The organism is Methanobrevibacter sp., assembly GCF_017409525.1.
Taxonomy (GTDB): domain Archaea; phylum Methanobacteriota; class Methanobacteria; order Methanobacteriales; family Methanobacteriaceae; genus Methanocatella.
Map to the genome: position 1 here is coordinate 33853 of NZ_JAFQSO010000003.1, position 23733 is coordinate 57585.

At 34.4% G+C, this 23733-nt stretch carries 24 protein-coding genes and 1 pseudogene; 17 read left to right on the top strand and 8 right to left on the bottom strand.

Annotated elements, in window-relative coordinates:
- The first annotated feature begins 188 nt into the window (after nt 1-188).
- The 6 genes and pseudogenes from IJE64_RS01120 (at nt 189) to IJE64_RS01140 (ending at nt 3280) form a co-directional block, all read left to right on the top strand.
- The gene (locus IJE64_RS01120; protein ID WP_292780807.1) at nt 189-1463 is read left to right on the top strand and encodes an ATP-binding protein; all 1275 of its coding nucleotides are present in this window, start codon (nt 189-191) and stop codon (nt 1461-1463) included.
- Nucleotides 1464-1688: 225 nt separating this feature from the next.
- The gene (locus IJE64_RS01125) at nt 1689-2159 is read left to right on the top strand and encodes a zinc ribbon domain-containing protein (RefSeq protein WP_292780809.1); all 471 of its coding nucleotides are present in this window, start codon (nt 1689-1691) and stop codon (nt 2157-2159) included.
- 13 nt (nt 2160-2172) lie between these two features.
- Nucleotides 2173-2241: pseudogene (locus IJE64_RS10650) on the top strand (zinc-ribbon domain-containing protein); the annotation flags it as partial.
- A gap of 78 nt (nt 2242-2319) precedes the next feature.
- Nucleotides 2320-2565 (top strand): hypothetical protein, encoded by a 246-nt coding sequence (locus IJE64_RS01130; RefSeq protein ID WP_292780811.1) that lies wholly within the window; start codon nt 2320-2322, stop codon nt 2563-2565.
- A gap of 9 nt (nt 2566-2574) precedes the next feature.
- Entirely contained in the window at nt 2575-2874 is a 300-nt protein-coding gene (locus tag IJE64_RS01135) for a zinc ribbon domain-containing protein (RefSeq protein ID WP_292780814.1), read from the top strand.
- 10 nt (nt 2875-2884) lie between these two features.
- Nucleotides 2885-3280 (top strand): zinc-ribbon domain-containing protein, encoded by a 396-nt coding sequence (locus tag IJE64_RS01140; RefSeq protein WP_292780817.1) that lies wholly within the window; start codon nt 2885-2887, stop codon nt 3278-3280.
- Between the two features lie 70 nt (nt 3281-3350).
- On the opposite strand, the gene IJE64_RS01145 is transcribed toward IJE64_RS01140, so the two are convergent.
- Nucleotides 3351-3560 carry a hypothetical protein gene (locus tag IJE64_RS01145; RefSeq protein WP_292780819.1) on the bottom strand — a complete coding sequence of 70 codons (210 nt, stop codon included), beginning with the start codon at nt 3558-3560 and terminating at the stop codon, nt 3351-3353.
- Nucleotides 3561-3855: 295 nt separating this feature from the next.
- Here IJE64_RS01145 and IJE64_RS01150 point away from each other — a divergent pair, with 295 nt between their 5' ends.
- The 4 genes from IJE64_RS01150 to IJE64_RS01165 all read left to right on the top strand — a co-directional run bounded on the left by IJE64_RS01150 (nt 3856) and on the right by IJE64_RS01165 (nt 6136).
- Nucleotides 3856-4065: a hypothetical protein gene (locus tag IJE64_RS01150; RefSeq protein ID WP_292780822.1), complete on the top strand. Its 210-nt coding sequence runs from the start codon at nt 3856-3858 to the stop codon at nt 4063-4065.
- Between the two features lie 130 nt (nt 4066-4195).
- Nucleotides 4196-4804 (top strand): hypothetical protein, encoded by a 609-nt coding sequence (locus IJE64_RS01155; RefSeq protein ID WP_292780824.1) that lies wholly within the window; start codon nt 4196-4198, stop codon nt 4802-4804.
- A 118-nt stretch (nt 4805-4922) separates the two neighbouring features.
- Nucleotides 4923-5651, top strand: coding sequence for a hypothetical protein (locus IJE64_RS01160; RefSeq protein ID WP_292780826.1), 729 nt, complete (start codon nt 4923-4925; stop codon nt 5649-5651).
- A 200-nt stretch (nt 5652-5851) separates the two neighbouring features.
- Nucleotides 5852-6136, top strand: coding sequence for a hypothetical protein (locus IJE64_RS01165; protein ID WP_292780828.1), 285 nt, complete (start codon nt 5852-5854; stop codon nt 6134-6136).
- Between the two features lie 141 nt (nt 6137-6277).
- On the opposite strand, the gene IJE64_RS01170 is transcribed toward IJE64_RS01165, so the two are convergent.
- Nucleotides 6278-7201 (bottom strand): HIRAN domain-containing protein, encoded by a 924-nt coding sequence (locus IJE64_RS01170; RefSeq protein ID WP_292780830.1) that lies wholly within the window; start codon nt 7199-7201, stop codon nt 6278-6280.
- 189 nt (nt 7202-7390) lie between these two features.
- On the opposite strand from IJE64_RS01170, the gene IJE64_RS01175 reads away from it, so the two are divergent.
- Nucleotides 7391-7525: a zinc ribbon domain-containing protein gene (locus IJE64_RS01175; protein ID WP_292780833.1), complete on the top strand. Its 135-nt coding sequence runs from the start codon at nt 7391-7393 to the stop codon at nt 7523-7525.
- 55 nt (nt 7526-7580) lie between these two features.
- Here IJE64_RS01175 and IJE64_RS01180 read toward each other — a convergent pair whose 3' ends face one another.
- The 3 genes from IJE64_RS01180 to IJE64_RS01190 all read right to left on the bottom strand — a co-directional run bounded on the left by IJE64_RS01180 (nt 7581) and on the right by IJE64_RS01190 (nt 10613).
- The gene (locus IJE64_RS01180; RefSeq protein ID WP_292780835.1) at nt 7581-9071 is read right to left on the bottom strand and encodes a DUF2779 domain-containing protein; all 1491 of its coding nucleotides are present in this window, start codon (nt 9069-9071) and stop codon (nt 7581-7583) included.
- Between the two features lie 131 nt (nt 9072-9202).
- Nucleotides 9203-9400: a hypothetical protein gene (locus IJE64_RS01185; protein ID WP_292780837.1), complete on the bottom strand. Its 198-nt coding sequence runs from the start codon at nt 9398-9400 to the stop codon at nt 9203-9205.
- A 292-nt stretch (nt 9401-9692) separates the two neighbouring features.
- Nucleotides 9693-10613 (bottom strand): restriction endonuclease, encoded by a 921-nt coding sequence (locus IJE64_RS01190; RefSeq protein WP_292780840.1) that lies wholly within the window; start codon nt 10611-10613, stop codon nt 9693-9695.
- A gap of 161 nt (nt 10614-10774) precedes the next feature.
- Here IJE64_RS01190 and IJE64_RS01195 point away from each other — a divergent pair, with 161 nt between their 5' ends.
- A complete protein-coding gene (locus tag IJE64_RS01195; protein ID WP_292780843.1) occupies nt 10775-11338 on the top strand; it encodes a Bsp6I family type II restriction endonuclease in 564 nt (187 codons plus the stop codon).
- On the opposite strand, the gene IJE64_RS01200 is transcribed toward IJE64_RS01195, so the two are convergent.
- From IJE64_RS01200 to IJE64_RS01210, 3 genes are all read right to left on the bottom strand, one after another.
- Nucleotides 11333-12625, bottom strand: coding sequence for a DNA cytosine methyltransferase (locus IJE64_RS01200; protein ID WP_292780846.1), 1293 nt, complete (start codon nt 12623-12625; stop codon nt 11333-11335). The two genes, IJE64_RS01195 and IJE64_RS01200, sit on opposite strands and share 6 nt — an antisense overlap.
- Nucleotides 12626-12628: 3 nt before the next feature.
- Nucleotides 12629-12802, bottom strand: coding sequence for a CopG family transcriptional regulator (locus tag IJE64_RS01205; RefSeq protein WP_292780848.1), 174 nt, complete (start codon nt 12800-12802; stop codon nt 12629-12631).
- Between the two features lie 93 nt (nt 12803-12895).
- On the bottom strand, nt 12896-13318 hold the full coding sequence (locus IJE64_RS01210; protein ID WP_292781074.1) for a very short patch repair endonuclease: 423 nt from the start codon (nt 13316-13318) through the stop codon (nt 12896-12898).
- Nucleotides 13319-13431: 113 nt separating this feature from the next.
- Here IJE64_RS01210 and IJE64_RS01215 point away from each other — a divergent pair, with 113 nt between their 5' ends.
- From IJE64_RS01215 to IJE64_RS01235, 5 genes are read left to right on the top strand one after another with little or no spacing between them, the layout of a single operon-like run.
- Complete coding sequence (locus IJE64_RS01215) at nt 13432-14670, top strand: DNA cytosine methyltransferase (RefSeq protein WP_292780850.1); 1239 nt, start codon at nt 13432-13434, stop codon at nt 14668-14670.
- 10 nt (nt 14671-14680) lie between these two features.
- Nucleotides 14681-18415 carry a DISARM system helicase DrmA gene (drmA, locus tag IJE64_RS01220; RefSeq protein WP_292780853.1) on the top strand — a complete coding sequence of 1245 codons (3735 nt, stop codon included), beginning with the start codon at nt 14681-14683 and terminating at the stop codon, nt 18413-18415.
- A gap of 2 nt (nt 18416-18417) precedes the next feature.
- Nucleotides 18418-20211 (top strand): DUF1998 domain-containing protein, encoded by a 1794-nt coding sequence (gene drmB, locus IJE64_RS01225; RefSeq protein ID WP_292780856.1) that lies wholly within the window; start codon nt 18418-18420, stop codon nt 20209-20211.
- Entirely contained in the window at nt 20212-20664 is a 453-nt protein-coding gene (locus IJE64_RS01230; RefSeq protein ID WP_292780859.1) for a phosphatidylserine/phosphatidylglycerophosphate/cardiolipin synthase family protein, read from the top strand.
- Entirely contained in the window at nt 20664-23642 is a 2979-nt protein-coding gene (locus IJE64_RS01235) for a hypothetical protein (protein ID WP_292780862.1), read from the top strand. The genes IJE64_RS01230 and IJE64_RS01235 overlap by 1 nt, the downstream gene beginning before the upstream one ends.
- Nucleotides 23643-23733 lie beyond the last annotated feature (91 nt).

A 23733-nucleotide genomic window follows, 5' to 3' on the forward strand; every position in this document is an offset into this window, starting at 1 on the left:
AACCGTGTGAAAATAGGATGAATTAGTGATGGGGTTTCGTTTTGAAAAATTGTAAAGTAGAATATAGAAAAATTGTAAAATAAAATTTGGAAAAATTGTAAACTAGAATATGGAAAAATTGTAAAGTATATTAATGAGAAAATGTAAAGTAAAATATGGAAAAATTGTAAAATCAGGAGGTGGTCGTAATGGCGGTCAAGTATTTGCCGAGAATAGTGGATGATGATCTGGAAAAATATCTCACAATGATTGGAGCGATTCTCATTGTCGGACCAAAATGGTGTGGCAAGACAACTACCGGCGAACAGCATGCCAACAGCGTATTGAAACTACAGGATAAAGACAATTTTAAGACAAACATGATGTGGGCAGACATAGAGCCTTCCAGATTATTGAAAGGGGACAAGCCACGATTAATCGATGAATGGCAGGTAGCTCCCGTATTATGGGATTCCGTGAGAACAAGCGTGGATGAAAGTGAAGGCTATGGGCTGTATATTTTAACCGGTTCAACAGTGGTTGATGAAGACAGCATCATGCATTCGGGAACAGGAAGAATCCACAGAATGCTGATGAGGCCTATGAGCTTGTATGAAAGCGGCGAATCAAACGGGCAGATTTCAATCATGGACTTATTTTACAATCCCGACATCAACATCAATGAATGTGAATCCGATTTGACAATGGACGGCTTGATATTTGCAGCATGTCGTGGAGGATGGCCCGATTCGATGAATCAAAAAACCAGAGAAGGCAAGCTCTTTGTTGCATATAACTATTTGGAAAATATTTGCAATACAGATGTTTCTGCTGTTGATGGGGTTAAAAGGGATCCTGATAGAGTAAGAATATTATTGCGTTCACTTGCAAGAAACAATTCCACGCTGGCTAAAGACAAAACCATTATAGATGATATTAACGCTAATTTTATGGATATAAGCCGACCAACATACTATTCATATGTTGATGCCCTGAAAAGATTATTCGTAATTGAGGATAATAGGGGATGGTCACCAAACATCAAATCCAAATCAGCAATCAGATCAGGCAACAAGAAAGTATTCATTGACCCTTCAATTGCAGTGGCGGCATTGAATGCAAATCCTGAATCAATGGAGAATGATTTGGAAACTTTCGGGTTTGTTTTTGAGAATTTGTGCATTCGTGACTTAAGTGTCTATACGAATTCCCATGGTGGAAAGGTTTCATATTATCATGACAAGTCCGGTTTGGAGGTTGACTGTGTTGTTCATTTGAGGGACGAGAGATATGCATTGATAGAATGTAAACTTGGAAGTGAGGGGATAGATGAAGGTGCCGGAAACCTGCTTAAGATTAATAGTTTGATTGAAAAGAATAAAAAATTGGATAATCCGACATTTCTTGCAGTGTTGACTGGTGGAAAATATGCATACACTCGCCCGGATGGTGTTAAAGTCATTCCAATCGGTTGTTTGAGATAGTATTCGGATTGAAAATAGGATGAAAGGATAATATTTCTTATTAAGCTATTGTCTAGGTTGGATGGAGGTGCCGGCATTTTGTTTGTGGGTGGCCATGAAAGCCATGAATATGTCCGGCTATTTTTCATTCAAATTGGGCATTGCCCCATTTTTTTCGATATTTATAAATATTGCAAGGGTTAAATCTATTATCATTAACACAATTAATTTCAAAGGAGATTAATCATGGGCTCATATTATGTTATTGACGTAAACAGCGAAGATGAATTCAACAGTCAACTGCAATTGTATTTTTCCCAAAAATACAAGTTGGAAAGCAACTACAACGGACAGGCAACATTGAAGAAGAAATCATACAGCACAGGATTATTGATTGTCTTGATTCTCCTTATATGGCCGGCAGCCTTGATTTACTATTTCACAGCTTCAGACGATGTTGTGGTAATCAAGCAGAACTATGCCGCCGGACCGGGCGCAGCATCCGCAGCTTCTACTGCAGCTCCAGATGAGGAAATCGTTTCATACTGCGGACACTGCGGTGCAGGACTTACTGCAGACTCAAAGTTCTGTCCTGGATGCGGTGCTGATGTAGGTGCTCCTGAAGAGGAAGTTAAAGCCATTGAAGCACCTGCAGCCGAAGAAGCTGTTGAAGATGAAGTTGAAGAGGAAGCAAAACCTGCTGAAGTGATAGATTAAGGAGTTCATTGAGATGCCGAAATTTTGTCCGGAGTGCGGAAACCAGCTCAAGGACGGCGTGAAATTCTGCGACAAGTGCGGAAGCCAGGTTCTCTCTGATTCAACCAGTCCGAATGATGACATGACCAACTTGATGTTGTATAAGGCAAACGAGAAGAGCATGATCAAGGCGTTGATCATTTCAGTATTCTTGCCGGGATTGGGAATTGCATATGCCGGAGACACTGGAAAGGGCGTCCTGTACTTTGTGGCCACAATCATAATTGATGTCATTGGCTTTTTTACACTTGGTATTTTTAATTTCATTGTCTCAATTCCGCTGTGGGCGGGAGGACTCTACCTCACCCACAAGGAAGTCGAAGAGGTCAATGAGGCCAATGCAAGAGTGTACATGAGCAACAGGTAGCTGGTTTGGATGGCTAAATTTTGTGAAAATTGCGGAAGCCCTCTTAAGGCCGGCGCCCAGTTCTGCGACAAGTGCGGCCATAAGGCTGTCGCTGAGCCAAGGCGCAACAACGAGTTCGTCATGCTGTGTCCCAACTGCCAGGGCCAGGTCAAGAATCCGATGGGGCTCTGCCCATATTGCGGCAGGCCATTGAGTGAGGACCCCGAAGAGAGGACAGCCAAGGGTTTGGTATTAGTCATTGTGGCAGTGATGGTTATCGCATTTTTAGCTATATTCATAATTTTATTTGCACTTATAGCAATACATTGAGGAGGTTATTATGTCTAAGTTTTGTCCCGAATGCGGAAGTCAAGTGAAAGAAAACGTAAAGTTCTGTGAGAAGTGTGGTGCCCAGATTGGGGCATCCCAAAACAGTGGAATGCCTGAAGCAAACAAGTATCTGCTTTATAATGCCAACAAGAAGAGCATGGCAGTAGCCATAATAATTTCATTCTTCTTCACCGGCTTGGGAATCGCCTATGCCGGAGACACATTGAAGGGAGTGCTGTACTTCATCGGTTCAATCGTGATCACTTTTGCCCTTGCGTTTGTCCGAATACGAGGAATCATTTTCTTCATAGTGCTTTTGGCAGTATGGATTGGAGGACTTATCCTGACCTATCTTGAGGTTGAAAAGACCAACGAGATTGCCAGAATGCAATTCATGGGTAACTAGTCGAAAATCACGTGGGCAACTGCCCATAGTTTAGAAAGCAGTTCAAGGATGATGAGGGAGCCAATACGCTTTAAGTAAGTCCGGTTCTTATATTGATGGGATTATCATCACTTTCATCCTGCTCGTTTTCATGGATGGCGATGGCATAGGATAAGTTTATAAAATTGTATATGAAATATAATAATTGAGGATTTGACATGAATCGCAAGAATGTTTTACTGATAGTGGTGTTCATAGCCATAATTGCACTCGGAGCCGCCTCAAGCGCTGGGCTTTTCACAGGCGATACCGCCAAAAACGGAGTGCCAATTCTGGCAAGCGGATACTACGAGGTCGGAAAGAACCTGACCCCCGGTGAGTATTACGTATACTGCGACAACTTCAACAATCTCTACATTGAGGTTGCAAACGACACGTCAAATTCCAACGAAAGCGTAATCTATAACCTGAACACCGACAGGGGTGTGTTCATCACTGTCGAGTCAGGGGAGTTTCTTGAAATAGACGGCGGAGAGATATTCGAGCTTAACAGCACACCGTACATAGGTCCCGACAACGGAACCTACAAGGGAGGAATGTACCGTGTAGGGGAAGACATCCCTGCAGGGGAGTATGAGGTGACAACAGTTGAAAGCTCAGCCTATCTTGAGATTACAAACAGCAGCAGGCATATAGCCGGCGACATAATCGAAAGCCTGTATTTCCACAACAGCACTAACATTACACTGGAGGAAGGCCAATACCTTCTTTTAAGCAACAGTGCACGTATAGAGATTCCGGTTTAGGCTTTCATGATTTTACTTGAGTTTTTTTTAGTCAATCACCATTGTAAAAACTCATTTTTTTTCTTTTTTTTTCGATTACATTAATATAGAATTTTCGACATACATCACTCATTAAGAGAGGGTTTTGAAAATGAAATGGAAAAACGTTTTGAAGATGCTTGTCATTTTGGCCGTTTTCATCGTCGGTATGAGCTGCGCAAGCGCAGGATTTTTTGATTTCATGGGCGGCGGCAACGGAAATGGCAACGCCAACACTAACAATGGAGGCCCGCTTCTCACAAGCGGAAACTACAAGGTTGGAGATGACCTTCCTCCGGGCGAGTACTATGTGCAATGCACAAGCAGCAATCTCTATGTTGAAGTCTCCCCCGCTCCTTCAAACAGAATAGATGATATTGTCTATAACCTGAACACTGAAGGCGGTGCATACATCACACTTGAATCATGGGAATATCTTGAAATAGATGGGGGAAGCCTTTACGAATTGGATGATGCTCCTTACATAGGACCTGATGAAGACGGGTACTACAGGGAAGGCATGTACAAGGTAGGCAAGGACATTCCTGAAGGACAGTACAAGGTAGAATCATTGGGCAGTTCCGGATATTATGAGATATTGTCTAACAGCAGGCACGTGGATATCGTTTCCAACGATTACTTTGAAAGCGGAACCAGGACCATTAACCTTAACGATGGCGAATATCTTGTTTTGGGTATGGATACACAAATAAAAGCTTGACTTGAGCTTTTATCCTTTTTTCTTTTTTTCTTATTTTTCAATGTTCCATTGCATAATGGCAATAATTATATACTATCATAAACACAACTTATATATAGAATTAAAGGAGGTAATTTTTTTGTTCAAAAGAAAGTTCATGATTTTGGCAATATTTCTTGTAGCTCTCTTTGCCGTATCCGCCGTAAGTGCAGCAGACAACGGCACTGCTGATGAGGTTTCTTCAGTCAGTGAGGACATCTCTTCAGATGACGTCCTGACTGTTGAAAGCGATGATGATGCGCTATCTCAAGGCTCAGGCCTTCCTGAAACATTAAGCGTTTCACTTTCAGACGACGAGCTTCTGGCAGGCTCAAGGTCATTTCACACAAAGACCTTTGTTGTAGGCAAATACAGGGGAACATTTACAGGAAACCAGATTAAAAGCGTAATGAAAGCTCATGACAGCGGATACTACAAGCAGGTAAGCGTAAGCACAGGAAAGTATGTGGTTTCAAAAGAGCCGATATACAAATACAAGACCAAGACCAAAACGGTCTGTTTCGGCAAGGGCAAATACACCTACGGGTTCTGGCTTGATGAATACACAAGCAGAGGCTGGAAGGTTGTAAAGACATGGCAGAAGGGAAAATATACGGATCCTGCTGCAGGAACCATGTACAAGAAATGCTATGCAAAGTTCAAAAAGACCGTTAAGGTACAGGTCGGAGTCAAAAAGGTAAAGCATTCCGTGAAAATGACCCTGTCATCCCATTATGAGGACGGAGGCTATCCGGGCGACAATCGTGCCGTGATTTCCGTTTGGTCTTCAGAGGGGCTCATGACACAGAAACCGGTTAATCCGTATTAGATGAGATTCTCATCTAATCTCTTATTTTTTTTTATCGAAAACATTATAAGTAACATTTTACTAACATCTTATTAACAACCATATTTTTAGACGTGCCGTCACCACAATTCAGTGTCTGAATATGCTAGTCAATCATTGAATTTATCGTCTGGATCATGTCAATATTCTTTAAATGATGGTTTTTTTTAGGAGATGATATAATGGCTGAGAAATATCCGATGACCTATGAGGAATATGAAAAAAGAGTGATTGAATTATGGCTGGAACTGTATCCGGAAGACAAGCAAAGCATCATGAAGGAAATTGTAGATGATGCCTTAAAAGAAGACCCTAATCTAATCAGTGCATTATATGGAAACTCTTGCTTTTGCTATGCGCATCCCGAAATATATGGGGAAGTATGCAAAAAGGAATTTGAAGACTCTGCACTAAAATCAATACCAGTAAGAAACCTGGACATGCTGATTGGAGGAAACATAGACTGAAACTGAAAGGACTTCTGATGCAATCCGCTCCCTCCATTTCAGGATGGCTGCCCCAGTTCGTTTGCTTCATTTTACCTTTCACTATTTATTATGCAACCGGTTTTGCTTATCGTTTTATTAACCTTCGCTTTCATTATCTTTCTATCCTTGCGATATGGAACCTTCCAGCATAAAGCAGTATATATTCAGACCATGCGATGTCGGAAGTTGAACCTCGCTTGCAGTTGATGTCAGATGGCAGCAGGTCCTATCGCCGTTTGCCACATACCCTACCTTAGTATCATCGAGATAGACTGCAATGGCATATGTGTCGAACTCGTTTTCCCTTTCTCTTTTAAGCTTCAGCCTCATTCCCTTTTTGAATTCTGGACAGTCGTAAAAATGAGTTCCGGCTATCGTGACCAGGTAGGCCTTTCCAATCTCTCTTAGATATTCCTCATCTCTTGCAGGTTTGCTTTCGGAATATCTTTCCTTAAGGCGGCTTGATTTGTCAATCATTTTCTGAAGTGAGGAGATCCTTTCGTTTTTCTCGTCAAGCAGCTTCTTCATGTATGACTCGGAAGGGGCGCTCCATCTGTTTTCCTCGTGGAATTTCACTTTCCGTTCATAGTCGTCATTCACGATGCTGGCGGCCTCCTCGTATGCCTCGATTGCCTCGTCAAACCTGTTAAGCTCATTGAGGGTATGGCCTATCCATTCGTATGTGATGTAGTTGTCTATACCAAGAAACGGCATTACTGATTGCCTGAAAAGCGGCAGGGCCTCTTCATACATTCCCGCAAAGTAATATGCCTTTGCCTTGCCCAGTTTGTATAATTCGGATTGCGACATCTCAAGAAGCCTGTCGTAGCATTCGCCCGCTTCAAGATACCTTCCCTCTTCCATGAGCCTTTTCGCCCTCTTGTTATACTCGCTTCTGATCTTTCTCTTTTTCTCTTCCGGGATGTCAAGTTCAGTGGGCTTTCTTTCCTCTTGGGGTTCGCTTATATGGCCGAAGGTCATTCCGCAGCTGCAGACGGTTGCTCCTGGCGAAACGTAGCTTCCGCAATTCGGGCACAATGGCATTCATGTCACCTCGCTTCGATTGTTCGGATGTTTTTACATTTGTTTCTGGCTGTAATCATTCGGGATTGCCTTTTTTTGCTTTTGCAAAATCGATTAAATTTAAGTATATGTCTTTTCAAAGTAATATATAATAATTGTGCATATATTGTTATAACTTCAATGTATGATGAAAGTTAAGGAGGTCGAAATATGCCGGTGTGTCCTAATTGCGGTGAAATAGTGATGGAAGGCGATCCATATTGCTCTCATTGCGGAGCTACATTCATATGGGATGATGATGAATATGACGGGCGTTATTCACAAAGAATGGAAGATGATTGGTAGTGATGGGATTCATTGACAATCCGACAGTGCTCTTCAAGCGGCGCATCCCGATTCGCTAGTCTGTCACTTCCCTGAACTTTTCCCAAATCTTTACCATTGCCAATGTGTCGAGCTTGCAGTATTCAAGCAGTGCATTTCTTATCTCTTTTTGCTCTTCAGGTGTTTTGTCTTTTAGCTTTACGAATGCCTCTGAGGCTTCATCGCCCTTGTGAATCATTGACAGTTTGCCGTAGTCAAGTTCCGGGTCATCCGGGTATAATGCAGGCAAGACCTTTTTGATGGAATAGGAGCCCTGCATCTCCTTTGTGTAATAGTTTCTCTGTCTAAATGGCACCATCAAATCAACGATATTGCCGTTGATTCGCTCCATTTCGCCTTTTAAATCAGGATACATTTCACCGATTTCCCTGTTTCGTGTGGCTTCGAAGGTTTTGTTGTAGACAATCACGCTTCCGTCCTCGGGCATGTCTTCAATCATGGCTTCGGCAAAGTTCCTGATAATATTTTTGTCTTCAGCTTCCGCTAAATATTCCTTATGCTCAATTGGAGCGCCCTTTTCGGGGATGATGTGCAGCGAGTACTGGAAAGGAATCTGTTGATAAGGCTTTGTTTTTGGCAATTCCGGTATTGCATACTGGCAGGATTCATAATCGATGAAGTAAATGGGATATCTTATGGAGTCCAGCAGTTGCCTAATTGCATATTTATCTATTTTAGGCTCTCTGTCGTTTAGCTCGAAATCGATCTGTTCGAGGTATTTCCGGTTAATCCTTTCATTTTCCAGATCCCTGAATGAAACCTTTCCCTCATGATATTTCTTGAATTTGGAGCGCCTTTGCATTCCGCTTATATCAAAGACATTCGGTTTCGGCAAGTCTCTTGTGCAGTAGTCCCAGAAATCACAGGAATAGGGATCAAAGCAGTGCTTTTCAATGATTGTTTCAGGCTCGTTATCTCTGTCGTGTGTCTGCATGAAATCGTTGATTCTCTCAATGTTTTCTCTGATTTCAGCTTGCTTCTGGCGTGCGGTTTCCGTTAAGTCTTCAATTTTGAAGAGTTGGCTTATGTCCAGTTCATCATCTCTTATGTATTCATTGTTGATGTAGATGAGGCATGCTTTTTTTATGTTCAATCCTAGATTTGAAAGGACAAAGTACTGGTATGCGACATCGTCCAGGTAAATGTCCTTGACTTTGGTTGAGCTTTTGACCTCATAGATTTCCACTCCGTCATCGTCATTTTTGAGAATATCCACGCTGCAGAAGTTGTTGTTGAATGTGAATGACGCTTCCGTGATGATGTTCGGTTTGTTTTTCATTAATTCGTCTGTTTTTTCTATCATTGCGCTGAGATTCTTATCAAAGTCAATGTCTTCATAATCCCCGAACAGTCCCTTTGCAAGTTCGCCCACATTTTTTCCTGTTTCAAAAATCGCTTCCTTGTTATCTTCTGTGGCACTCTCCGGCTTGTACTTATCCAGCCAAAGAATCTTTTTGCATTGCACGCATTTGCAGTATCTTGATTTTGACAAACGAATTCTGTTCATGATGTGGCTCCTTGTCTAATATTTATAAGTTTATTATATAAAAAATATAAAAGAAATAATAAATTTTATATTCATTTTGCAGTCCAAAATAGTTTTTTTTTAGAGTCATATACGGGAGACAAGTTTTGAAGTTATTCTTTTTCATCTATTTCTTTAAGTTCCTTTTGAAGGTCTGCAATCTGCATTTTCTTATAAAATCTTTCGAACTTTCCAGTTTCAATGAGAAAAGCTGAAACCTCAAGAGCATCCCTATAGGTATAATTGGATTCCTTGATAATTTGCTTTTTGTCTTCATCCATGTAGGATGAGGTATTATTTATATTAGCCATAGCTATTACAACCTGTATATATTAATTAATATAATATTTTATTATTACTTTTATATAAATAGCTACTTTTAAGCGAAAGTTAAGGTTTTTTAGTAAAAATCGAAAAAATAGGTCGTGAATATATTATATATGCTATAATGGTTTATAAATTAACTAATTTATAAATTATCAAATTAAAAGCAATGATATTTCAATTCTTTTAATCATTATTTGTTCTTTAAGACATGCCAAATTTGCCCATAATATGCTAATGGAGCCCAATTATTTAAAATAGAAAATAATATATAATTTTTTAATTTTCAAAATAATCAATATCTAATTCTTTAATTTCATAAGTATCTTTAACGGATACTCCTACATTAAATTTTATCATTAATTCTGTTAATTTATCTCCATTAATTAAAGCGATATGTTTACTTGATTCTTTTACATGTTTTATTGCTCCTGGTGTGAAATCAGATGTTGTGATGAAAACACCTTTATTTGATTTTTTTGTATCTAATGCTCCACTAAATGATCTTAATGCATCACCGTTAACGTTATTGCCTTTTTTATATCTTTTTGCTTGAACATAAATATTGTCTAAACCTAGCCTGTCCTCTTTAATAATACCATCAATTCCTTCATCACCAACTTTTCCCACAGCTTGTCCAGCTTCCTGTCTTGAACCGCCATAACCCATATTGATTAATAAATCAACAACTAATCTTTCAAAAAAGTCTGGTGTGTTATTCATAATTTCATTTAAAATTGTATTTGACAATTCTTCATTAATTTCATTATGCGCTTCTTCTAATCTTTCAGTTGGTGATAAAACCTCTTCTTTATCTTCAGAATTAGTTCCAATTTTTGAATCTTCCTGCTGTTCCTTGTCCTTTCCATTTTTAAATAATCTAAAAGATTCATATTGCTCTAAAAATTCAATGTCAATAAGAGTTTTCTGATTTAATACTTTTTTACCCTCATCGGTTATGATATATAATCCTCTTTTTTTCCTTTCAAGAAGGCCGGCATGATACAGATAATTAACGGCCCAGTCGCTCCTATTTTTATACTTTCGACTATAGCCCTTTGATGTTGATTCTTTTAGCTCATCATCACTTAAATCAAAATACTTTGCATTAGCTAGTGAAACTTCTTTTTTAGTATGTATGTCCCCGTCATCAAAAAATTCCAATGTAGGGTTAAAAAAAGATTTAAATTCTGGTATCATATTAAATCATCCTTTATAATTAATTTTTATATAATTACATATTTGAACATAAATAAAATAAATAGATTACTTAAAACTTCATGTTAAAAAATAATACGAACATTCTATTGGTATTAATTTAGAAGGCAACTTTATAGGATAAAAGCAATATAACTATCTTCATGAAAAAAGAAAAAAGAGAACTTATCCTTGATGGAACTAGCTATTTTGCTGAAGTAGAAATAGTTGAGAAAAGTGATAAGAATAATTTGATAAAAATGTACTCATTATGGAATGAATTGTCATCCATCTTATCTAAATACGGTTGCAGAAGACTGAATTTTCCTGAAATCAGCGAATTAATCTTTTGTTATATTTATGATTGTTGGAGAGTGAATAATGTCCCTCAAATAAAACACAGTTCCTTTGATTGCTATAATCCCAAAACCTATTCCCGAATTCAAATTAAAGCAACCAGTGTCGCTGATGACTTGACTTCATTTGGCCCAAGATCGATTTGGGATGAACTGTATTTTATGGACTTTTTCCCTAATGGAAAATATGATGGGTGCTTTGATGTTTATTTAATTCCAAACGAGTCAGTTTACAATTATCCTGTTAGAAGTGATGAAACTTTTAGAGACCAGCAAAAAAGAGGAGTGCGACCTAGGTTCCATATTAAAACAGGTTTGATAAAACCTTTAAAGATAAAACCTATCGGCCAGTACAACCTTTTTGAATTATAGCTTCAAAATTTCATCGACAGCCTTTTCAATCCAATAGCTTGAAAGCGGAGGAACAGCTTCCCCTATTTGTGCTCGAATCTCAGAAGATTTTCCATTGAACAGATAATTGTCTGGAAATGTTTGAAGCCTTGCCCTTTCACGATTTGTCAATCCTTGTCTGTCATATTCATAATGGTATCCTCCGGTTCCTCCTCCACCATAAGCAATTATTGTTGGAGAAGGTTTTAAAGGATGGATTCTTCTGTAGATATTGCTCATCAAACCTTTTACTTTCCATTCCGTATTGTCAACTGCGTGGAAATTATAGTAAGGTGGAATATGGTGCATTCTGGAAATGACCTTTCTATTTCGTCTTCCCCTATTATTAGTGTCATCCTGGAAAGGCTGTTGGTCAACTTTCTTATTGAGATATCCCAATAATCTAAGGATTTCTTCATGTTCGTTCATTGCATCATCAAATTCCTTTTCATCAAAGTCCTTAATGTCATTGTATTTGATATAATCCTTTTTGATATCCAAAGTTAATTCTGAATATTCTTCAGCCCATTTCACACTTTCTTCATTATCGAGGTCATCCATACTATGTTCGTATGATTGCATTATTGATTTGTATTTATCAGACAAGTCTGTTAATATCTTGCCTTCAAATACTTCAATAGGAGTCAATGGATATTTTTCAAGCAGATTGTTCTTCAAGTATTTGCCAATGATTTCATCCACTTTCTTCAAGTCTAAATTTAAGCTTTTTTTAACGCCAATAATGATCAATCTTTTCCTGGCTTGAGGAACTCCAATATGCGCTAAATTCAACACACCATTAAAGACTAGCTCATAGCCTTCATTGATGAAATCTTCCTGAATAGCTTCATAAGCTGCGCCTTTATTGGCGGAAACCATTCCGGGGACATTTTCAAAAACGAAAACATCAGGTTTTGAACTTTTAATAATCCTCAAATATTGTTCATATAGTTTCCCCCTTTGCACGGTGAATCCCGCTCTGTTGTCGCTTCCTCGCAAAATGGAGAAATCCTGGCATGGAGGGCCCCCCATGATGATATCTGTTTTTAGAGGAACGATTAGCTCATGGATATCTCCGCAAACTGCCACATCATTATCATTGTTATATTCTCTAATGTCAATCAATTTTATTTCATGATTGTCTGCATATGTCTTTAGGTGAGGTCTTAGAATCTCATTAGCTATTACAAGTTCATAGTTATTGCTGTTGTGAAATCCCCAATCAAGACCGCCAGCACCTGTAAATAAACTAATCATTTTCTTTTTCATGGTTTATTCTCCGAATAATTTTTCTTTTAATGTTGTTGATATGAATGACTTCTCTGTAAGCCAAGCTATAGTTATATTCTTTACAACATCAGAATCACTGCTTCCAAGCTCCCCTTTGAGCTTTTGAAGAAGATCATACTGTTCATCAGTGAAATTAACTTGTATTCTTTTACTCATAATTGAACCACATTTGAGTTTAATTAGAGTATATTATGTTTTCAGAACATATAAATGTTTTGTTAAAAATAGAATTTAAAATAATTTCAACAGCTAATGTTGGGATGTTATTTGGACATATAAATTCTCAAGTGTCTGTTCACGTTTGTCCTTTTTCAATTCGCATTCCCAAACAGTTATGACCTTCCATCCCATCGCTTCAAGTTCTTTTTGATTGCGTTCATCACGTTCCTTGTTTCTGTAGAGCTTTTTCTTCCAGTAATCAACATTGGATTTTGGCATTACTGCATATTTGCACCCTTCATGCAGATGCCAGAAACATCCATGAACAAAGACAATGGTCTTGTATTTTGGGAGCACAATATCTGGGCTTCCAGGATATCGCTTGTCATTCTTTCGGAATCGTAGTCCTCTTGAAAAAAGGTAACTGCGGACAAGAACTTCTGGCTTCGTGTCTTTGCCTCTAATCCTAGACATAACATAGCTACGAGTCTCTTTGCTAAATTTATCAACCATATTAATCAACTTTCATTCATGCTCTCTTAAAAAACTAGGGTATTAACTACATTTATTAATAGTTTATGTACATATATATTAATATATTTCAATTTTTCTTTGAGGGTGTAAAAATGAATGTCATTGATTTATTTTCAGGAGGGGGTGGTTTAACAGAAGGTTTCTTAAGACAGGGCTTCAATACTGTTGCTCATGTTGAAATGGACACACATGCATGTTCAACATTAAGAACCAGACTTTTTTACCATATTTTAAAAGAAAATAAAATCGATGATTATTATGCATATCTAAATGAGGAAATCACATTAGGCCAACTTTTTGAAGATAATTGTGAAATTTTGAATCTTCCAGCATCATCAATTATTAATCAAGAAATAGATTCGGATTCAGAGAAAAATATTATTAAACAAATTAAAGAATTAATTGCAATCCAAGATATTTCACATATTGATGGAATCATTGGAGGTCCTCCTTGTCAGGCTTATTCATGTGCGGGTAGAGGCCGTGCCTATGAAAACATGAAAAAGGATCCTAGAAATTATTTGTATAAACATTATTTGTCATTTTTAAAAGAATTCAATCCAGATTTTTTTGTTTTTGAAAATGTTCCGGGAATGTTATCTGCCAAAACAGATATTGAAATATTTCCGGATTTTGAAAGAAATGTTAAAAAATTAGGTTATAATATAGATTATGAACTTTTGTATGCAAATAAATTTAAGGTATTGCAGAAAAGAAAACGCCTAATTATTATAGGCCATAAAGATAGCAAAAATTATTTTGATTTTAGTTTTGATAAAAAAAATAACTTTGAAGTTTGGGATGTCTTAAACGATTTGCCAAAATTAAATCCGGGGGAAGGAAATGATTCTCCTGTTGCATACACTAATAAAATTTCAAGATATTTAAAAGAAACTAATATTCGTACAAAAAGGGATATTGTAATCAATCACGCTGCTAGAAATCATAATGCGAATGATAGGGAAATTTATCGGTTGGTTATAAAAGCATGGAATAATAACCATCAAAGAATTAAATATGATGAATTGCCTAAAGAACTTACCACACATAAAAATAAAAAATCCTTTTTAGATAGATTTAAAATTGTTGCAGGAGATTTGCCTTATTCTCATACAATAATGGCTCATTTATCAAAAGATGGTCATTATTTCATACATCCAGATATTGGTCAGGCTAGGTCGATTACAGTTAGAGAAGCAGCTAGGCTCCAGTCATTTCCGGATAATTATAAGTTTGAAGGTCCTAGAACTTCTCAATTTAAACAAGTAGGTAATGCCGTACCTCCATTAATGGCTGAAAGTATTGCAGAGAAAATTAAAAATAATGTATGAAGGTGATATATTGAGGGAAAAATTCATTGAAGAATTACTTAAAGAAGTGCTTGGTCCTAGACAAGGTTGTAAAGAAATAATGGACGAAAATCCGGCTGTCGAATATTTAACAGGAGTTCTTATACCAAAACCTGAATTATCAGAAATTAATGAAAATTCTTCTTTAGAAAATGAATGGATAAAAGATGATGAAATTCCTGATGAAGAAGAAGATAATCTTAGCGAGAATTTTGGTGAAATTTTCCCATCCGAACTCGACCCTAAACTACGCGCACGGTCATTTGGAATTTCATTTGTTTTGGAATCTTTAACCCCAAAGTTGGATGTATGTATTTCATGGGCAAGATATATTTCAAATGGGGATGAAGAAAATGAAAAATGGGAAAGGCATCCATTTTATAAAATTTTAAATTTTGATGTTGATTTTGATGAGAAGCAAGAAATAATTGGGGATGATTTTGATGATGATTCCGTGAAAATAATTGTCAAAACAAAAAAAGTCGAAAATGAAGGTTTAAACATTTTGATTTCATTTGTAAATAATTTGACTCAATCAGAAAACTATCTTGATGTAGACAATATGATTTTCCAACCATCAATTAGAATTAATTCAGATTCTGATTTTTCAAACACTATCAGTAAAGATGTATTTGATAATAAATTATCTTTTGTCTATAAAGACAACCATATTCGTGCCAGAGGCCATATGTGTTCTGCATTATGGGACAATGTTGATTATATTAATAAATTTGATTTAGATGATATTTGGCCTGACGGTTCTTTTTTCATTGCCGAAAATAATGAATTAAAAAGATTTATTGAACCTCAACTGAGAACAGAATTTGTCCCATTAGCGCCTATGGGGCTGCCATCATTTGATATTTTTGATGGTAAACAAAAAGAATTAAATTTGTTGAATGCCGAAGTGTTATCTGAAATATGGTCTGAAGAGGAAATAGATGAACAATTATCAGTTATTGTTAATAAATACTCTGAATGGATTGAAACTCAAAAAGAAAAAATTGAAGAAGAGTATATGGACATTTCTCTAAAAATTATTGATGACCAAATCAAAGCAAGAGATAGAATTCAAGAAGGAATTGACAGATTAAAGAAAGATGAAATGGCGAGATTGGCTTTTTGTTTTGCAAATAAAGCAATTTTAACCCAATATGAATGGAAAAATAGTCAAAAAGAGAAAATAATAAACTCTAATGATGATGAAGTCATTGTTAATGAACCATTTAATTGGAGAGGATTCCAATTAGCATTTTTCTTAATGAATATAGAGTCAATTGTAAATCCGGATTCAGAATATAGGGATTATTTAGATTTATTATGGATTACAACTGGTGGTGGAAAAACTGAAGCATATCTTGCAATAATGGCATTTACTATTGCATACCGTAGATTGACCAATGAAAATTATGGTGGAACAAGCATCATATCACGTTATACTTTGAGATTATTGACAATACAACAGTTTGAAAGAACACTTTTATTAGTGACCGCTGCGGAATATCTTAGAGTCTTCGATACTGATGGCAATGTGGGTTGGAGGCCTAAAAACTGCACAATCAAAGATGATTGGATTTATGGGTCCTTAAGATTTTCTATTGGAATGTGGGTAGGTTCTGCAGTTACTCCAAATAATTTACTGATTGATAATAGTATTCAAGATAAATATTCTGCATTAGCAATTTTAAAAAGATTAACTCCACGTGAGTTAAAATTTAAATCAAACCCCGTTCAGGTAATACGATGTCCAGTTTGTGGTAATTTATTATCTATTCCCGAAGGGGGGATTCCTACTGATGAAGTTTTTCATGTAGTTGTAAAATTAAATGAAGGGAATATAGAAGAAATCCATGATAAATTAATGAATAAAAATTATATTAAAGAGATTGAGGTTTCAGATATTAATCATAAAGAAGGACATATCACATTAGGATTCAGGTTTAAGGAGATTATCAATCAAGAAAAACTTGATGATTTATTTGGAGATTTTAGAAGATACTTTACTGTCTCATCATTAAGTATTTATCATCCAGGTTATTTTGGTGTAAATAAATCAGAGGACGGAGATAATTTTTCTGATTTTGAAATATTCTGCACTAATCCTTCATGTAGTTTAAATTCTGATGTATCATGGAAGGAAGGAAGTCCTTTTGAAGAGAATGAAAAGTTAGATATTTATTATGAAAAAATTATTGATACTCCATTTAGTAACTCTTCAAGAATTCCTATTCCCGCTTATGTTATTGATGAACAGATTTATTCAAGATGTCCAACTATAATTATAGGGACTGTTGATAAAATTGCAAGATTACCGTACAATGGTCGAATTGCCAATATCTTTGGTAATGTTTCATTGTATAACAAGTATTACGGATTTTTAAAGAATATAAACATGTTTCCAAGGAATATTTCTGAAAGAAATAAGGAAAAAAATGTTTCTGTTGATAATTTTTTACCTCCCGATTTAATTATTCAAGATGAATTGCATTTAATTGATGGGCCATTAGGAAGTCTTTTTGGAATATATGAATTAATATTGGAATCTATTATTAAACAAAATGGGATTAACCCAAAATATATTGCCTCATCAGCAACTATTAAAAATGCAACAAATCAATCCAGATTGTTGTTTGCTAAAGAATTGTTCCAGTTCCCACCTCATGGATTGAAAGTTGAAAATAACTTTTTTGTTAGGGAACCTAACGACCCATGGGATGAAAATAATCCTGGCAGAATCTATATGGGAGTTTATGCCCCTGGAAGAGGACCAATGACTCCATTAGTTAGATTATGGTCAAATATGCTATGTACTTCATCAAGATTTGTTAAAGGTGAAGATAAATTATTTTATTCGACAATTGTCGAATATTTTAATGCAATGCGAGAATTAGGTGGTGGAATTTCATTATATAAAGAGGACATTAATGAAAGAGTAAGTCGTTCATGTAATATTTCACTAGATCCCGAAACTGATTCTTTAGAGTTATCTAGCAGGTTATCGTCTAGTGAAATTCCATTAGAACTTAATAAAATTCAAAATGATGGTATAAAAGATAATATGCCTCATTTTAAAGCTATATTCACCACATCCATGTTCGGAACGGGTGTTGATATATCTCATTTATCATTAATGATTTTGAATGGGCAACCTAAAACTACTGGAAGCTATATTCAGGCTTCAGGTAGAATTGGTAGGAAGCATGGTGGTCTAGTTGTTACATTTTTAAAATCTGGTAGGCCGAGAGATTTAAACCATTATGAGATGTTTCCAGCATATCATTATAAAATTCAGACGGATGTTGAACCAATTTCAGTATCTCCCTTTTCATTGGGGTCTTTAGAAAAAACGGTCGGTCCGGCAATTGTATCATTTTTTAGAAATGCAATAGGCATGGATTTTGATTGGGATAGCGAACCTGTGAAATTAAATGAAATTTCGGTGCAAGATTATAAAAAATTAAAGAATCATATTATTGATAGATTGAATTTCATTATGGATAATGAAGACGAGTTAAATAAAATTAAAAAGAGTTTTGATTCCGCATTTTGGGAATGGAAAACTAAAACCAATGAAGTTGGTTTTGATTATACGGATACTCGTAATAAACGAGCTAATGTTGTTTTAGGCGATTATTATCATGAATATGATGATGAAGTTGAATCAATTTTTGAAAAGGCTCCTAATTCTTTAAGAGAAGTTGAAGAAAGTACAATGTTTTGGGTGTAAACATGGCAAGAAGAACTCAACCGTTAATGAGATCACAATATATTTTAACATATGGTCCTGGATCAATTATTGAAAGTAGTAATGGTCCAAGATTAATACCTTCATTAAAAATAGGTTTGGGAAAAGATTTTGATAAATATGTTGATAAATATCAAGTTCCTGATATCCGTTTAGAACATCTAGTCAATACATTTTTCAATTCAAATGATAATGTGCGATTTTTCCAACTACCTTCTAATGATTCCGAAGGGGAAAAAGAACATAAAGGTTTGTATAAAACAATGATTTTTCCCGTTTGGAAGATTTGTTATAACAATAAGGAACATGATTCTAATACGAATATTCTATTTAATTCTAAATATCATAATGATAAATGTCCTTGTTGTGGAAAAAGTAAATACTCAAATCCAGTAAGATTTGTTTGTGCATGCTATGAGGGGCATCTAGATGAAGTCCCTTGGAAATATGCCATTCATTCAAGTGGGGACTGTGATCATGGTTCTTATTTTGAATGGGATGCGAAAGGTAACTCTTTGGATAGTATTAAATTGCGTTGTCCTAAATGTGAAGAAGAGACTACTATGAAGAAAATAGCTAGTGCAACTTACAATTGTCATTCCAGACATCCTGAAACGGAAACAATTGATAGGAATAGTGTGGGTTACTCTGAAGGATTCAGTAGCCGTGAAGACCCACCAAAACATATGAGAGTTATCCAAAGACAATCTTCTTCTCTTAGAATCCCATTAAATAGAACATTGTTGATTTTACCAGAAAATGATAAACCATGTTTAAGAGTTATTCAGAATCAAGATTCTACTCAAAGGGATATAATTTTAAAGTTGATTGAAAATTATGATGATGAAAACATAAGAAAAATTTATTTGGATTTATTGAAAGATGATGTAAAACAATTTATAGAAAAAGATAGGGAAACTTTCTTTGATGAAGCCAAAAGGTTATATAATAAACAATGGAATTATCAGGAATTAATTGAAGAGGAATTTGAAGTTTTAAATAATGATTTGCCTGTTGTTAAAGATAATTTTGAAAAAGATTATTACAACTCATTTAATGCAGACTTTGATGGAATTCCATTTGAATTCAAAGTATCTCCAATTAATAAAATCAAAACTATAACTACTCAATATGCGTATCAAAGAAATATTCGGCCCGAAGGATTTTCTTCCAAAGATGAATTTGATGAAAGTAATCTGAAACCTGTTGATGTTGGGTCCCAACCAAAATTAGGTAATGAAAAATGGTATCCTGCATTTGAAAGTATTGGTGAAGGAATTTTTATCACATCCAATTTAAATCCTTTGGATAATTTAAAATTGAGCAATAGCGTCCCAAAATGGCGTAAATTAGATTTTACAGAATTATCATATTTCCTTTTAGAAGATATCGATATGGCATTATTGGTTTGGTGGCATTCGTTATCTCATGCAATTATTCGTGCTTTAGGTTATATTTCAGGATATTCTTCCGCATCCATACGTGAACGGATTTATATTACAAGAGATAACCGCGGAGGTATATTATTATATAATACTTCTGCAGGTGATGATTCCGGAATGGGTGGGTTAATAAATTCGGCGAAAAATTTTGACAATGTTTTAGACCATGCATTAAATATTGTAAATGATTGTTCTAATGATCCGTTATGCCATGCCATGCGTTTTGGAGGGCATAATGTTAATGGTGCTGCATGTATAAATTGCATGTTCCTTTCAGAAACTTCATGTGAATATGGAAATAGGTTTTTGGACAGGCATTTATTATTAGGTGATTAAATGAATAATATTGAGATTATTGCTAGTGGAGACAAATGGATTGGTGATGGAGTAATACCTACAATGTCTGCTATTTCAGAGTTAATAGATAATTCCGAAGATTCTTTAATCATGACGATATATGTGTTGACTTCTGATTTAATCTTTGACAAAATTCATTTAGCACTTAAACGAGGTGTCGAAATAGAAATTTTTATTTACTATAATGAAGATTATTTACACTTGATAAATAAGCTAAAAGAATTGTCTGATTCCTATAATTATTGTAAAATCCACATTTTGGATGAAGAATTTATCCACTCTAAAATAATAATTTCAGACAGGTCAAAATTACTTATTGGATCGGCTAATTTTTCACGTAGAGCTCTTTTTTCAAATTATGAATTGGGTGTTTTTATAGATGATCCACATATAGCTTTTGAATTAGAAAAAGTAATAAAAAGGTTATTATAATGCATAGTTATTACCATTTGTTTCCAACATGCCCAAAATGCCATGAACCCCATTATAAGGGAACTTCTATTAAACAGATTTCACCAGACCTGTTATGCCAAGCATGCGGAGACAATTGTAGAAAAAATTTTTGTGAAGGAGACATATACAAAGAACGCAAAGAAAAGTATAATGATTTATTCTATTGCAGCAACTGTGGTGCAGTTTTTAGGAAATATTTGGATTTTATTGAATTTGAAAAGCTATCAGAGTTTATTAATAATTCAAAAGATTTTAATTCAAAAGTTCCATTATTTTGGAATATAGATTTGAATGAAATTGAAAAAGAGTATATCGGTTGGATAAATGAAATTAATGGAAAGTATTTGATTACTTGGCCTTGGAAAGAAGTAAAATTCATACCTATTTTGGCAGCAGAATATTTGTTTATGAATCCAAAATCTAAAATAGTTATAATTGATGATATTGATAAGAATAATAAGGATTTGTTCTTTAAACCTAATTCTTTAGAACTGTTTGAGAATTTGGTTTACTCATCCACTACAACCCCGTATGATGATGACCTTGAAGAAGAATGGGGCCGTTTATTTTCAGCAAAAAAGATATTTAAAAAGTTGAATCAATTTCATTATCATATTAATGTTGAAAAGGGTCATGAGTTTCCAGACATTCCTATGGATCACTCAGAGGTTTGTATAGGCTCAACATTAAAACAATATAATGGGATTGTTGTAAAAAAATTCATTGAAGAATTCGGGGAGGATTGTGTCAAATCGGACATAGTTGATGGTAAAAAGGTTAATTATTATGTTAATAAAAATGGGTTTATAAACTTCAAATTTAGCTATAATTATTCATGGACTGCTAAACAAACTATTTTAAACAAAAATAAGTTTTTAGAAAATATTGTAAATATAAATAACTTTAACAGATTAAAAGATAAAATTAAATACTTTACCATATTCTATAATGTAATGGATTTGGATTGGGATTATGAATCTCAGTTATATTTTATTTCACAAAAAAGAGAAGATTTATTTAGTTTAATACACGATATTAACCCATCAATCGTGATTTTTTCCGATTCAGACAAATTCATGATTGATTCCATTATATTTTCTCGAGAGACTGATGAAAATTTTTTATCATTTATTAATGATACAAATTCAGATTTATTGCTATTTTCAAATTCTAAAGATGTAAGGAATTTATATGGTTTCAATGATTTTGATAAATTTATAGATAAATATTCCATTAATGTTCATACATGGGATTCAGACATTGTTTTAAATAATTTTTCAGAACAGTCCCGAAATAAAATTAAAACCGCAGGTTCATTATCATTTAATGATATAGAATCAATTTCTGATTTTGATTTTGAAACCATTGAAGTTGAAGAATTGACTAATTTCCAATCATTGATTTCCAAAATTTATGATGAAACTAAAAATAAAGAATATTTTAAATTTTTATATAGGCTTTCAAAATCCCCATTATTTGTTAAGTCATCTATTTTTAATTTGAATTTCAATATTAAAAATTCGGATATTGATTATGAAATTATTTTAGAGTATTTGGACAATACTAATAAAGAATTATCTGAGGAATTATTGTCAATATATGAAAAGCATTATAAAAATGATTCAAATCCTTTGTTAAAACCAATATTAGATTGTATTGAAAAAACATCCCAAAATTCAGACAGGAAAAATATCAAATTAGTTTTATATAATCGAGAAGAAATTAAAGCATTTAAAAAAATTATAGAATTAAAAGGTTTTCATGAAGAATTTGAGGATATTGAAATTATAACTTGGAATAAATTAAATAAATTCGATGATGATCTAATTGTGATTACTGCAACTCCTCCATTCATTACATATGAATTATATCACTCAAAAATTAGTAAAATATATTTTATCGGTGGAGATAAATTTTTAAAAGACACAACAGATATCATTAATTATCGTATGGATGTGAATTTTTGCAGACCTATTTTGTTTAGAGAGGATTGGGATATTCCAAAATCATTAGAAATCCTTTTACCAAAACAAGATGAATTTGAACACGATTTTCTATCAGATATCATAAATGATTATTATAATGAAGAAAAAATTGGCAAAAGGTTAGATATAGAATATGAGCCACAACACAGATTCATTGAATCTGGTGAAAAAGTTCTCCTGTTGGTTAATGATAAAAATGAAGGTTTGTTTTTACCTTTGGAATGTAAGGTAATGTATAAACATGATAAGCATATTATAGGTAATTTACATATTAATAAGGACACGGCATATGAAATAAAATTGAAATATAAGGAATTGATTATAAATAATTCAAATTTCATGTTAACATATAAAGATCTTTTTGACGATTTCATGATAAAAAATTGTAATGACATCAATATTGGTTCCCAGTTCCATACTTGGGACAATTATGCTGATTTAATTTTATCTGTTTATAATTGGAGAAATAAACTGAATGATATTGTTTCATCAAATGAAAATGAATCTCAGAATTTTAAAGACGAATTTGCATTTGAATTGGCGAAGTCTGAAATTGTTGCTAAAGATCAGAATTACATCAAACAATCTTGGTTAAGCGACCCTCAAAGAATTATTAAAGCAGATTCAAAAATTTTAAAAATATATGATATTGAAAGACCAAAAGGGTCAGGTGTTGATTTAACTGAAATATTTAATATTATATCAAAATATGATCCATCAATTGATTTTCAAGAATCTGCTTTTAGGAATCACATTGCCATAAAACAAATGAAATATTTAAGAAGGATATTTCTTAAAAGAAAAAATGTGCCGTTCAAATATAGGCATTTATGCGCCCAATTTTGGAAAGAACTGGAATATAAAGTTAAAAAAATGGACACTTTTAAAGTCATTGCTATTAAAAGAGGAAAATTAGTTGAACCTGTTGTTCCTTTTAAAATATATGATAATTACAAGGAATATGTAAATTAATTATAATCTATTTTATGCATAGATTTTTATTTCAGTTAATTATTTAAGTAGAATTAAATAAACATAATGAGTAGTTATAATATAAGCATTT